Here is a 13149-nt window from a genome sequence, read left to right on the forward strand (position 1 = left end):
TCGCTGCGAGATGCGGTGATGCGCAGGTAACGCGGCGGCGACGGGAAGGTTGATGCCTGATCTGGCGAGGCGCTGGTTTCAGAGGCGGCTTCGATTGCACGCCTACGCAGACTAGCGTGCGGCTTCGCCTACAACTCCAGCCTTTAGCCGCGATGCGCTGCCGCCGGACTAGGGTTGGAGGTCACTCCCATCGCCTTCATGTGGCGACCCACACCAGTAAGCGGTGCGCCCGCTCGTGGGTGGAGCTTGCATCGCCCCGGCGACCCGATCGTTTGATCAGGACGATCAGGGAGACCAAGCATGAAACTGGACCCGTCACGGGCGATCGGAGCGTTCGGCGCGGTGGCGCTTTGCGGCGCGTGCTGGTTGGCCATCTCCGCCCTTGCGCCAAGCAAGGCGTCCTTCAACGAGATCGACGTCCAACGCATCAATGTGCGCGAGCCGGACGGAACCTTACGGATCGTCCTGGCTGGAAGCCAGCGGATCGGCGGACTCGTCGTGGAAGGCAAGGAGTACCCTCACCCGAGCCGCACCCAGGCTGGTCTGATCTTCTTCAATGACGAGGGCACCGAGAACGGCGGCCTGGTCTTCGATGGCAAGCTGGTCGACGGCAAACCCACCAATACGGGGCATCTGTCGTTTGATCGCTGGCGACAGGATCAGACGCTCTATTTGCAGTCTGTCGAGGACGGGACCCGTCGCCGCGCGGGCGTGTTTGTCCAAGACAGGCCCGACCGGCCTTTGGACTTCGCCTCGCTGGAACGCATCCGCGCCATGGAGACCGGCAAGGCCAAGGACGCGGCTTATCGCGCCGCCGGCTTCGACGAGAGGGCTCAGAGGGCGTTCTTGGGTCGCGACTTCGACAACTCGTCCCAGCTGGTCTTGCGCGACGCCGCGGGCCGGCCGCGCCTGCGTCTGCGCGTAGAGGCGCAGGGCGAGGCGAGCATTCAGTTCCTGGACCAAACCGGGAGGGTGACCCGCACGGTTACGCCTACGGGCTGACCGCCTCAACCAGGCCTCCATCGGGCTTCGACGCGCCAGTCGGCCGCGCCGTCAGATCCTCGCAATAGCCAGTCGCAACCGGGCCGAGGCCGATGGCCCGATCCTAGCCTATCTGGACGCTCCCATGAGCGCCCCACCGAACCCATGATCGAACGCGAAGAGCTTCTGACGAGCGGCCACGTCGCAACGCCGTCGGCTGCGGACCCTTTCGCCAACGCACTCGAATTCCAACGTTACCTCATTTTGAGTAACTGGCCGCATTTGGCCAGATGAGCGCGGCCGCTATGAACAATCTCTACAGCCCAAACGAGTGGAGGAATGGGATCCTTTCATCTGAAGGTCCTTGTTGCGTCTCCTAGCCGACGTACCGAACAGTCAAGCGCCCCTAGGATGCAAGTCGGCCGGCTAGGCCGAGAGCTTCAATTCTCAAAGCTTCACACGACCTTCCAAGGACCGACGGGTCCGCTCCCCGATGCTTCGGCGCGATGTCTCCGATCGCTGATCGCGCCCACCAGGAACTTCGCCCATGGCCGCCCTCGCCACCACAGTGACCACCCTCACATTCAACGCCGACCGCGGGATCTCCAACGTCGACCGCATCACAAGCGTCGCGGCTCAAACGATCAGCGGAACAATTAGCCCGGCCTTGGTAGGCGACGAGCGCGTCCAGCTGTCCTTCGATAACGGCGCCAACTGGGCGCCGACGACCGGCGGGCCGACCAGCTTTTCGACGACAGCCACCTTGGCAGGGGGATCTCACGCCATCCTGGCGCGCGTCGTCAACGGCGTGGGTGAGGAGGGTCCCATTGAGAGCTTCGCCTACACCCTCGATGGCGTGATCCCCGCCATCGCTGGGACGATCGTGCCTCCCGCCGGCAAGACCTATGGCGTTGGAGAGACGCTAAGCTTCACCGTGACGTTCGACGACAATGTCTACTTCGCCGGCAATGACAGTACCCTGGAGCTAACGATCGGCGTCGCCCCCCGCACAGCCACATTCGCTGGAACGGCTGGTAGATCGATCACCTACAGCTACGTGGTCCAACCTGGCGACCTTGACACCGATGGGATCGCCATCCGGGGGTTATCGCTCGGAAGCTCCACCATCCAAGACCGCGCTGGCAACAACGCTGATCTCAGTTTGGCCGGGCATTTGCCATCTCTGGCCGGCGTGCGGGTCGACGCCATCGCCCCCGCCGTCAGCGGCAATATAGCCGTGCCGCCCAATGATACCTACCGCGCGGGAGAGATCCTGTACTTCACGGTCACGTTCAACGACAACGTCGTCATTACGGGAAACGACAGCACCCTTGGCCTAGACATAGGCGGCATGGCGCGCAGCGCCGCTTACCATTCCAAAACGGCAAATTCGATCATCTACGCCTACACCGTTCAGGCCGGAGACAGTGACGCCAACGGCATTACGATCGACGCGATTTCGCTTGGCGGCACGACGATTCGCGATGCGGTTGGCAACAACGCCGTCCTGTCCCTGACCGGCCATCTGCCCTCGACGGCGGGCGTGCTGATCGACACCACAGCACCCGTTGTGAGCGGCAATGTGAGCGTGCCGGCGAACGCCACCTACGTCGCCGGCCAGCAGCTCAATTTCACCGTGACCTTCGATGAGAACGTCAACGTCACGGGAAACGACAGCGTGCTTTGGCTGGTCGTCGGCCAGGATCCGCGCGCCGCCACGTTTGTGGACGCGCTCGGCAACACCATAAGGTACAGCTACACGGTGCGACCGGGTGATCTGGACGCCGACGGAATTGCGCTCGGCGGCGCCATCACACTCAACACCACGACGATCCGCGACGCTGCTGGCAACGACGCCAATCTATCCCTCGTCGGTCATGCGCCATCTTTGGCGTCCGTTCGCATCGACGGCAAAGCGCCCGGCGTCGCCTCGGTGAGCGCCCCTGTGGAGGGGCGCTATAGCCAGGGCGCTTTACTGCTCTTCACCGTGACGTTCGACGAGAACATCACAGCCTCAAACTCCGCAAGCACGCTTGGCCTCGACATCAACGGCGCGTCGGTGAGCGCTGTTTTCGCTGGATCCACCGCAAACTCGATCAGCTATCGCTATTCTGTCCAGGCGGGCCAAGAGGATCTGGACGGCATCGAAATCACCGGCATCTCCCTGAATGGCTCCACCATCCAGGATGCGGCGGGCAATAACGCCAACCTCTCACTCACGGGACGCCTGCCTTCGCTATCGGGCCTCATCATCGACGCCAAACCGCCGACCGTGAACATCAGCTCAAGCGCAAGCCAGCTCAAGCAGGGCCAAACCGCCACGATCACCTTCACCTTCAGTGAGGAGCCGATAGGCTTCCAGGCCAGCGACCTGGAGGTCGCTGGAGGGACCTTGAGCGCGCTGTCGGGGTCCGGAACGGTCTACACCGCGACATTCACCCCCACCGATGGCCTCAATGCGGGTAGGGCCGCCATCTGGATCGCGGCGGGTCGCTTCTTCGACGCCGCCGGCAACGCCAGCCTGGCCGACAGCTCGCCCGCGATCGACTACGACACCCGAGCGCCGTCGGCGCCGACCCTCGCCTTGGCGGCCGGCGCCGATACAGGCCTCCAGGGCGATGGCGTAACCGCCAACAACCGGCCAACCTTTGTAGGCGTTGCGGAGTCCGGCTCGACAGTCACCCTCTATGACGGCCAGGACAACGTGATCGGGTCGGGAACGGCGGTCGACGGCGCGTTCGCCATCGCCCCCGTGGTCGCGCTTGGGCAAGGCTCGCACACCATCAGCGCCCGGGCGGTCGACCCCGCCGGAAATGAATCGTCCGTCAGCAGCGGCCTTGCCGTCACCATCGACTATACGCCGCCAAACCTGGTCATCACCAGCAGCGTCGATCGCCTCAAGATCGATGAGACCGCGACGATCACCTTCACCTTCGACGAGCCTGTCGAGGGCTTCACGCTCGCGGACATCGGCGTGATCGGCGGACAGCTAAGTGATTTTACGGCGCAGGCCGGGGGGCGCATCTTCACAGCCCAGTTCAGACCAACCGCGGATCTGAACGCTTCGACCGCGCAAATCACGGTCGGGGCCGGCTCTTACATCGACGTCGCGGGCAACAACGGGGGATCGGGCCACACCCCGGCCCTGACCTTCGATACGCGCGCTCCCGACGCGCCGGCGGCGCCAAACCTGGACGCCGCCAGCGATACGGGGCCCTCCAATAGCGACAACATCACGTCCGACAGGACGCCCACCTTTGTCGGCTCGGCCGAGGCGGGCGCCACCGTCACCCTCTATTCGGGCGCCGATGTCATCGGGACGGCCGTCGCCACGAACGGAGCCTGGTCGATCGTCAGCGACACGCTCGATCCTGGCGTCCACCAGATCAGCGTCGCCATCACCGACGCCTTCGGAAACGAGGGTCCCCGCGGGCCTGCGCTGGACGTCGAAATCCGAGCCAATAGCGCCCCGACCGGTTCGGTCATCATCACCGGATCACCGACCGTCGGTCAGAAGCTCGAGGCCGCTAGCACTGTGGCCGATGCCGATGGGCTTGGGACCATCACCTATCAATGGCGCGCGGGCGGGGTCGATCTTATCGGAGAGACGGGCGCCAGTCTGATCATCACTCCGGACCATCTGGGCAAGGCCATCAGCGTCGTGGCCCGATACGTCGATGACTACGGCTCCCCCGAGGCGGTGTCCTCCGCCGACACGGCGGCGGTGACCACCCCGGCGCCGCCGACCACCGAAGAGCCGCCGGTACAGCCGCCGGCGCCCGAATTCACGCCGGGCGAGATCCGCGACGCCTTCGCCGCGGCCGCGGGATTGCAGCCCAACTCGCCCAAGGCGACCGCGCCGACCATCACCCTGGCCGATGGGTCCGTGGTGGCCAATCCCGCCTACGAGACGGCGATGAAGCTGGCCGGCCTGATCGCCCGCTTCGAAGCTGGGCTGATCACCCGCGACGGCCTGATCGACGGCGTCGTAGACCTATCGGCGCCCACCTCCGGCGTGGCGCTGTCAGCCTATCAGTTCTTCACCGGCTCGACCCCGTCCGCGGCGGGGATGGCCTGGCTGATCGACAGCCCAGCCAACGCCAACGACCTGACCGACGCCTACTACGCCCGCTTCAACGAGGTGAACCGCTTCATCAATTTCGCGGTCAGCCTGGGCATGGAGGGCGAGGGCCGCGTGGCGTTCGCGGCGAAGTTCGGCGCGCTGGATTTCCAGGCCTCGGTGCGAGCGGCCTATGACATGGTCATCGGTCTGGACGCGGCGCGCGCGGCGGGGATCAACGTCGATGCGGCCCTGGCCTGGATCGCCAGCCAAGAGGGCTATTTTGACGCCTTCGCCGGCTCGGACCTGGGCGGTAAGGCGGCCATGATCGGCTACCTCATGCAGGCCGGCTTCGAAGCCAAGGTCGGCCGCTACTACGACGCCAGCCGGGGCTTCGTGGAAGACACCTTCGACGGGACGCCTGCCTATCAGGTGGATCTGGTGGGTGGTCAGCATCTTGGCTAGGGCGACGGTCCGAGGATAGGCGGTGTCGGTTACCGCCTTCCCTCGGCTGGGATGGTGAACGCCTCCTGACGATGTTGTCGACCTCGACGCTGGGGAAACGCCTAGGGCGCAGGGTGTGATCGAGGGGCTCAAAGCTTCACGAACGGACACGGTTGGCGTTCGTCGAAGGCGAACACGGACCGGCCTGGATCTGGATCGATGCGCCGTAGGCCTGGCCGCCGCAGCTTGGCGCGGCCGACCGGCGGATGCTCGCCTAGCATGGATTTCCGCGGCGCCCACCAGTGGTGCGGCGCGCCGCCGTGGCGCTGGAACATCCCCTAAAACCGGCAGTTTCGCCCCATAGCCATTGGGAGCATGCCATGAACCTGCGACAGGACCTCGATCAGGAAATCGACCAGCACGACGGCGCCGTCGATCTGGTGCTTCTGGTCCCTGAAGACCGTTGGACGGCGTTGATCGCCGAGCCCGGCATCCAGTCGACCGACGGGGACGAAGCTGTGTATCGGGGCGTAAAGCTCAAGCGCGCCCCTGTGACCGCGGTCATTCCTGGCGAAGGCTTTTGACGAGGCGGGGTAGTCACGAGCAAAGGGGCTGACCAGCGCCAAGCCTGCTTCGCTCAAGCGTTCTTTGTTGCTCAGGCAGGCGGGGTTGCGGTCGACCTTCTCTCGAGGGCCTCAAGAGCAATGATGATCCGCTCAGGCGCGAAGTGATGAAGCATATGCCCAAGACCGGGCGAGACGTGAAGGTCGGCCTTCGGCAGGATTTCCGCCGCCATCGCGCTATGGCGCCGATAGTCCACCACCGCGTCCTGATCCCCGGTCAAGATCTCGATGGGCGTTCGACAAGCCGGCGCATCGCGCAGCAGACCGTAGAGATCGGCGATGCCGGCGAAGCTGTCCTCCCCGGTGAAGAGCGTCGCCCTGTCCGAACCGGCGAGTGCGAATGGGAAGGTCTCCTCCACCGCCGGCGGCATCGGCTGAGGCAGGTACATCGCACGCCAAAGCAGGGGCAGCAGCAGCCGGTCCGAGACGTAGCGACACGCTTGGACAAGCCCGAATTCCGAGAAGGCAAACCCTCGGGGTGCGAAGATCGCATGCTCAAGGCGCGGCTCTGGCGAGACGATGGGGGCGAGGGCGACGACCCCGGCGGTGTCATCGGGCCGCCGCATGGCCATGGCCAGGGCGACAGTGGCCCCGAAGGAATGGCCGACAATGAGCGGCTTGCGCACCTGCAGTTTATCGAGCGCAGCCCAAAGGTGTTGAGCTTGCCGAGCGACGCCCGCGTCCAGGCCGCGACGACGTCGGCTTTGGCCCAGTCCCGGCCGATCGAAGGCGAGCACGCGACGCCGATCCAGCGCTGGACCCAAGGCGAGCATCATGTCTTCAAGCGTCGTCAAAAGCCCGTGGAGCAAGACCACCGTCCGCCCCTGCCCGCGATCAGCGTAGGCCAGCCGCAAACCCGGTTCGAGATCCACGTGCCGACGCGGCTCAAGCTGGCCGGTCCGCTCAAGCAACGTGGCCTCGCTTATGGGGCGTTCATTTGGCGGCGACAGCATGTTGGGCCTCACAAAGGGGCTCCAGAGGCCGCGGCTTCGAACTCCACAGGATCGTGGGCGCTGATGATGCGCAATTGAGAGCGCTCCTCGCAGCTTAGACGCCGGAGCCTGTCTTGATTGGTCAGGCGCGCCGCTCGATCGACCTCCATCAGGTTTTGGTAGAGCCGAAGTCCGGGCGTGCAACGGCGCCGCGGCGATCGCACTTCGTCACGATGGAAGTACGCATCGCCGGCGTGGAGCAGCCAGCCGTCGCCCGAGGCGACCGCCACCCCGGCGTGGCCGTAGGTGTGACCCCGCAACGGGACGAGCAGGATCTCAGGCGGTAGTCCGTCCAGTCCACGCGTGGCTTCAAATCCGAACCATCGGTCGCCCGTGGCCTCATAGGCACGCCAATCTGTCACGCCCTCAACCTGCATGGGCCGGTAGCGCTGGCGCATGACGAAGCCGCGTCGGCGGCTTTGGAAGGTTTCCAGTTCCGAGCGCGTCACATGCACGCGAGCGTGCGCAAAGTCGTGCAGCCCGCCGGCATGGTCAAAATCCAGATGGGTCAGGACGATGTGGCGAACGTCGCTCGCCTGATATCCGAGCCGTTCGATCTGGCGGATAGCCGTCTCTTCCTCGCGAAGTCGCACATTGAGGAGCGCGGCGAAGGGCAGACTGATCCTTGGGAAAGGTTTGGCGACATCGCGCAGACCGTAGCCGGTATCCACCAGCACAAGACCCGACGAGGGCGTTTCTATGAGGAGACAATGGCAGACCAGACGCGCTAGCGGACCGCGGCTGCGGCCATCGAAGAAGGCTCCGCCAAAGGGGCAGTCCGTTCCGCAGTTGAGGTGATGGATGTGCATGTGGGCTCCCGCGGCGGCAAGTGCTGGGGGCCTTTGCTAGTTCCGAACCGTTGTGGACTTCCCGAAGGGCGACGGGCGCAGCGGGCACTCACCGGCCTACCCTCTCAAGCGCGAAGACCCTTGCGCGAGCGAGCCCATGATCGCCCGCGACTAGGCCCGCGACGTGAGGTCACACCCCCGGCTCTGGCCGGAACCTTAGTCCGTATGGCCACGCTTCTTGCTTGGGAGGATTGCGTGATGAACATCCAGACTCGTCAGTCCACGAGCCCGTGGGCGGTATCCCTGTCGCAAGAACTTGGCGCCTTGAGCGCCGCCGCCGCGCGACCAAATCCGGTGGCGAGCGCCATTCGCATCCGCGCGCTTACGGAGATCGCTCAGCATCTGAGCACGGACGACCTTGTCGGTTTAGCGTCCGCCGTGGCGACCGCGCGCATAGATCGCAAAGCTTTCGATTCCTGAACGTCCATGAGCGTGTGAGGCCCTGGCCTGCGCGCCCCACACGCAACCGCCAAGTATGATCCTAGCCGGTCAGGCCGCACCACGGCCCGCTCTTCCACGCCGGCATCGCCGGCGCCGACACTGACACCTTGCGGCTGTCTGCCCGCCCCATCCTCGGCCTCCCTGGACGTCAAGCGGAGCCTTTCGGGCGCAAGGGAGTTTTGAAGGCGCGCGGCCGAGGTTGATGGCGCGCGGACCACTTCACGGGAGCGCCTCATGGCTGTCGCCGCCTATCGCCTTGCCTTCATCGCCGCCGCATCCGCTTTGACCCTGGCGGCGTGCTCGCCCAAGGATGAGGCGGCGGACGCGACAGGCGCGGCATCGGGGCAGGCAGCCGCCAACCCCAACGCCCCCGTGACTGCGACGCCGCGCCAGACGCGCTCGGTAGCGGTCGATGTGCAAGGCGTGACCGAGGTCGGCGCCACGGTGCGGGTCAAGAATGTCGATCTGGCCGAAGACGCCACCGTGCTCGACGTCTCCATCTCCTTCGCCAGCAAGATGACCAACAATGTCGAGATGGCGAGCAATCCGACCTATATCGCTCTGCCCAACGGCCAAAAGCTGATGCTCAAGGCGCCCGAGGGCAATCCGAACATGAACATCGTCAACGGCGACACCATGAACGGCCGGCTGGTCTTCATGGGCGCCGTGCCGCGTGACGCCCAAAGCATTTCCGTGGTGTTCAACGAAGGCTCTTCCTCCGACAGCATCATCGGCCCGTTCCTGCGCCTGGATGTTCCGCTTCAGGCCGCGCGGGCCGCGGGATGATCGGCCGCATCCTCGTCGGCGCCATGGCCTTCGCCGCCTTCGCCGGCGGCGGCGCCTCCGCACTGACCGTGCGCGTCATGAAGGGCAGCGCCGCTGGAATGGCCTCCACCTTCGTGCGCGCCCCCGACGCCCCACGCTCGACCTTCGAGAGGGCCTCGCCGCAAAGCACGTTCCAGAGTGTTTTTGAGCCGTCAGAGGTCGCTCCCGAGCGCGTCGAGACCACCCGCTCTTTGCTGTCGCAGCTTGAGGCCCGGCGAAGCGATGGCGACATCGTCGTGGACCTACCCACGGACGTGCTCTTCGCCTTCGACAGCGCGGCGATCCGCGGCGAGGCCGAGCCGTCCCTTTCCAAGGCGGCTGAGTTGCTGCGCAGCTATCCGCGCGCCCAGGTGACGATCGCCGGCCATACCGACGCCAAGGGCGATGACGCATACAATCAAGGCCTCTCGCTCAAGCGCGCCAGGGCGGTGGCGGACCGCCTGTCCAGCGCGGCGTCGCGCCCGCTCGAAGCCAAGGGTTTTGGCGAAGCTCAACCGGCAGCCCCTAACCAAAAGCCCGACGGCCAGGACGACCCCGAAGGCCGCGCCAAGAACCGGCGGGTCGAAATCCGCATCGCCCCCGCAGGCGGCTAGGAGGAAAGCACGATGGCGCTGAAGCCCTGCCCCGCCTGCAAAAGACAGGTGTCCGAGGCCGCCGTCGCCTGCCCAGGCTGCGGCCATCCCATAGCCGGCGGCTCTAGCACGCCCGGCACGTTCAAGGACGCCCTGACCCGGCCACAGTCGGTGAAGTCGGGCTTCACCGTCCTTGGGCTCTTTGTGACCGCGCCTTGGATCGCCCGCATCATCGCCTTGATCGTCTTGGCCGCGCTGGCGGCCTGGGTAGTGGCGCAGCGCAGCTAGCATCCTTGCCAACGCCGCGATGGCGGCCTTGGGAACATGCCTGCTGGGCGAGTATTAGACCAAGGTCGCAGCTTTTTGAGGTTTGCGCTTGAGACGCGATCCAACGCCTACGAGCGCCGCAGAGCTCAGCCTTTATCTGAGGCGGCCGCAAGCCGCGCCTCACATCACCTCAGCGCAGCGGCGGGCCGTCTTCCCCCAGGCGGATCTTTGGACATGGCTCGAAAACCCGCCGCCGGTTGGACCCGTGCGACGTCACGCAATTTCGGCCGCGCGCCGCCGCGCCAGGCTCGCAGCACTGTGCATCGGCCTCTTCGCCGTGGGATTGGGTGCAGGCCTGGCCCTTCCCGCCCGCGCGGCGAGCCTGCAGCTCAACTTCCCTGATCTGAAACCTGTAGGTCAGATCGCCTGGGCCATCCACAGCGACGCCGCAGCCTGGGCGCGCCGCGGTCCGCCACTACGCAGCGGCGTAGCGAGGGTCGGAAGTCCGGTCGTGGTCGATCTGCCCGCGGGCCAGTACGGCGTGATGGCCTATCACGACCGCAACAGCGACCTGAAGCTGAACACCTTGCCGATCGGGTTGCCCACGGAGCCTTACGGGTTCTCCAACAACAGCCGAGGCCGCTTTGGTCCGCCGTCCTGGGAGGCCGCCAGGTTCACCCTGCCCGCCGAAGGGCTCCAGCAGTCGATCCGTCTACGTTAGCCATCGCCTCCAGGGCCTCGACGGCGCGGATGGGGCCGACATTATCCGCCGCCAGCTTTGTCGCCAGCCGCGCAGCGGCCCGTCCGTAGGCGCTGTCGGCCAGTACGTCTCGGACCGCCTTGCGGATGCGGCGCGTCCCCGCCCAGCGCGGCAGGCGCACGCCCACCTTGGCGAAGGCGACGCGTGCGGCGTTGTCTGGCTGGTCGCGTCCAGTGGGGATCACGACGACCGGCTTGCCGTGCGACAGGGGACGCAGAACCGTGCCGTGCCCCCCGTGGCAAATGATGAGATCGCATAGCGGGACAAGCCGGTCATGATCGGCCTGCTCGACCACGGTGATGTTCGAGGCGGCCGGAAGGTGCAAACCCGCCAAGGCTGGACCCAGGGTGATGATGGCATGCGCGTCGATCCTGGTCAGGGCTCGCACCACGCGTCTGACGGTCGCCGACTGGCCTTGGTGGGTGGTGCTGAACGACACCAGGATGTTGCGACGCCGGTCATCGATCAGCATCGCGTCCGCCTCTGTCGTCTCCGCCCAAGCGGGCCGGCGCCCCAATGGCCCTACATAGGAAAAGGGCTTGGGCGGCTCCTGCGCCTCATAGTCGAACGCCTGACTGACACCGAGTAGGATTTGATCTGCCGCCGCCAACTGATCAAGGGCGCGCTGGAGCGGCGCAAGGCCTAGCCCGGCGCGAGCCTTGTTCAGGTCGCCAAGCGCGACATCGTACCAGCCTGCGATCAGCCGGCGAGCGACCGTCTCGCGGCGAAGTTCGAAGGCGTTCTGCGCCGGCGCAAAGCCTGGACCGAAGGGCGGCTGATCAGCGCGGGTGGGGAAGCACCACACGTTGGAGGTCAAAAGCGCCAGAGGAAGACCAGCGGCCTCGGCGGCCATCATCACCCCGAACAGCAACTCGTTGGAGACCACCACGTCGGGTGCGAAGCTGCCGATCAAGGCTGTCGCGTCGGCGGCGTAGGCGCCGGCCGGACCGCCGATGACGCCCTTGCAGACAGCCTTGACGACCGCGGGCGGCAGCCGAGGCTTCCAGTCGCGCAATGGATCGTCGCCGTCACCGAGCGTCAGTCGATTAGGCGCCTGTCGCCAGGGCTGGAAGTTCAGCTCCAGAGCCTCGGCTGCGGCGCGATTGGCTTCATCGGAGACGAACAGAATCTCGTGGCCGCGCGCCTGCAACGCGCTGGCCACGGCCAAGGGAGGCGGCACATGGCCCCCGCCTTCAAACGTCGTGAACAGGAAGCGCATGGCGCACCAGGCGGGCTTGGCGAAGGCGGTCCAGATCGGGGGAGCCCGTGGCGAAGCAGCAGATGCGCAGTTGCTGGGCCATGATGTCGAAATGACCAACGACCGCCTCGGCCGAGACCAGCGCCGCCTCGAGCACGGCGCCAGCCTGTCCCACAAGATCGGCGCCCAACCGCAGCGCCTTGGCGGCGTCCAGGCCGTGACGCACGCCACCCGAGCCGATCAGCGGCGTATCGGGCAAGGCGCTGCGAACCTCCTCCAAGGCGCGCGGGGTGGGTATGCCCCAGTCGCGGAAGGGCGCGGCGGCCTGGCGGGCGGCGGGGTCAGCGGTTCTTTCGGCCTCGATGCCCGACCAGGAGGTGCCTCCGCGGCCGGCCACATCCAGGGCGGCGACCCCGGCGTCACGCAGACGGCGGGCCACGCCGGCCGAGAGCCCTGCGCCCACCTCCTTGACCAAGACCGGCGCGTCGATGCGCGCGCAGATCATCTCAATGGCGCTGAGCACGCCGCGCCAGTCGCGGTCGCCGCCCGGCTGCACAGCCTCCTGCAACGGATTAAGATGGATGATCAGACCGTCGGCGCCGATCATCTCGATGGCGCGGCGCGCCTCATCGACGCCGTAGCCCAGAACCAGCTGCGCGGCGCCCAGATTGCCCAGCAGCGGCGCGGTCGGGATCCGGCGCCGCAGCGTCTTGTCGATCCCCGCCGCGCCGGCCCCCTCCAGCGCCACGCGTTGAGAACCAACCGCCAAGGCGATCCCAAGATGCTCGGCGGCCTCGGCCAGATTGGCGTTGATGGCCTGACCGCGCGCGGGGCCGCCCGTCATCGAGCTTATGAGGAACGGCAGGCGCAAAGACCAGTCCAGGAAACGCACGCCAAGATCCACCTGATCAAAGCCGATCTCCGGCAAGGCGTTGTGGTCGAAGGCGTAGGCGTCGAAGGCGTTGGCCCGGCCGGCTTGGGCCTGCTGCGCCAGGGCGATGTCCAGATGCTCGTCCTTGCGGCGGACGATCGCCTCGCTGTCGTTCATCACCGAAAACTTCGCCCCACGGAACCTAGACTATGGGAACGCCGTTGCGACCATTACGTGCCAAAGAAACTTCGCGAGCGCGCAGGAGAC

The 13149-nt window shown here is 66.1% G+C and carries 12 protein-coding genes; 8 read left to right on the forward strand and 4 right to left on the reverse strand.

From position 1 onward, the window contains the following. Window positions 1-300: 300 nt before the first annotated feature. The 3 genes from ABOZ73_RS08255 to ABOZ73_RS08265 all read left to right on the forward strand — a co-directional run bounded on the left by ABOZ73_RS08255 (window position 301) and on the right by ABOZ73_RS08265 (window position 6069). A complete protein-coding gene (locus ABOZ73_RS08255; protein ID WP_369062264.1) occupies window positions 301-1002 on the forward strand; it encodes a hypothetical protein in 702 nt (233 codons plus the stop codon). 526 nt (window positions 1003-1528) lie between these two features. After that, window positions 1529-5506 carry an Ig-like domain-containing protein gene (locus tag ABOZ73_RS08260; RefSeq protein WP_369062266.1) on the forward strand — a complete coding sequence of 1326 codons (3978 nt, stop codon included), beginning with the start codon at window positions 1529-1531 and terminating at the stop codon, window positions 5504-5506. A gap of 359 nt (window positions 5507-5865) precedes the next feature. Further along, window positions 5866-6069, forward strand: a complete 204-nt coding sequence (locus ABOZ73_RS08265) for a hypothetical protein (protein WP_369062268.1) — start codon at window positions 5866-5868, stop codon at window positions 6067-6069. Between the two features lie 71 nt (window positions 6070-6140). On the opposite strand, the gene ABOZ73_RS08270 is transcribed toward ABOZ73_RS08265, so the two are convergent. Then, window positions 6141-7061, reverse strand: coding sequence for an alpha/beta fold hydrolase (locus ABOZ73_RS08270; protein ID WP_369062269.1), 921 nt, complete (start codon window positions 7059-7061; stop codon window positions 6141-6143). Between the two features lie 8 nt (window positions 7062-7069). After that, the gene (locus ABOZ73_RS08275) at window positions 7070-7909 is read right to left on the reverse strand and encodes an MBL fold metallo-hydrolase (protein WP_369062271.1); all 840 of its coding nucleotides are present in this window, start codon (window positions 7907-7909) and stop codon (window positions 7070-7072) included. Between the two features lie 237 nt (window positions 7910-8146). Here ABOZ73_RS08275 and ABOZ73_RS08280 point away from each other — a divergent pair, with 237 nt between their 5' ends. The 5 genes from ABOZ73_RS08280 (at window position 8147) to ABOZ73_RS08300 (ending at window position 10774) form a co-directional block, all read left to right on the forward strand. Beyond that, on the forward strand, window positions 8147-8368 hold the full coding sequence (locus ABOZ73_RS08280) for a hypothetical protein (protein ID WP_369062272.1): 222 nt from the start codon (window positions 8147-8149) through the stop codon (window positions 8366-8368). A 255-nt stretch (window positions 8369-8623) separates the two neighbouring features. Next, window positions 8624-9175 carry a hypothetical protein gene (locus ABOZ73_RS08285; protein WP_369062273.1) on the forward strand — a complete coding sequence of 184 codons (552 nt, stop codon included), beginning with the start codon at window positions 8624-8626 and terminating at the stop codon, window positions 9173-9175. Next, window positions 9172-9807, forward strand: a complete 636-nt coding sequence (locus tag ABOZ73_RS08290; RefSeq protein WP_369062274.1) for an OmpA family protein — start codon at window positions 9172-9174, stop codon at window positions 9805-9807. Before ABOZ73_RS08285 ends, ABOZ73_RS08290 begins: the two co-directional genes overlap by 4 nt. Window positions 9808-9819: 12 nt before the next feature. Beyond that, window positions 9820-10074 carry a hypothetical protein gene (locus ABOZ73_RS08295; RefSeq protein ID WP_369062275.1) on the forward strand — a complete coding sequence of 85 codons (255 nt, stop codon included), beginning with the start codon at window positions 9820-9822 and terminating at the stop codon, window positions 10072-10074. Between the two features lie 316 nt (window positions 10075-10390). Beyond that, window positions 10391-10774: a DUF2141 domain-containing protein gene (locus ABOZ73_RS08300; RefSeq protein WP_369062506.1), complete on the forward strand. Its 384-nt coding sequence runs from the start codon at window positions 10391-10393 to the stop codon at window positions 10772-10774. Here the strand turns inward: ABOZ73_RS08300 and ABOZ73_RS08305 are convergent. Together ABOZ73_RS08305 and fni are read right to left on the reverse strand one after the other, a co-directional pair. Next, window positions 10728-11993: a glycosyltransferase gene (locus ABOZ73_RS08305; RefSeq protein ID WP_369062276.1), complete on the reverse strand. Its 1266-nt coding sequence runs from the start codon at window positions 11991-11993 to the stop codon at window positions 10728-10730. The genes ABOZ73_RS08300 and ABOZ73_RS08305 overlap by 47 nt on opposite strands. 13 nt (window positions 11994-12006) lie before the next feature. Further along, window positions 12007-13059: a type 2 isopentenyl-diphosphate Delta-isomerase gene (gene fni, locus ABOZ73_RS08310; protein WP_369062277.1), complete on the reverse strand. Its 1053-nt coding sequence runs from the start codon at window positions 13057-13059 to the stop codon at window positions 12007-12009. Window positions 13060-13149: the final 90 nt, after the last annotated feature.

Origin of the sequence: Caulobacter sp. 73W (genome assembly GCF_041021955.1) — a bacterium.
GTDB lineage: Bacteria > Pseudomonadota > Alphaproteobacteria > Caulobacterales > Caulobacteraceae > Caulobacter.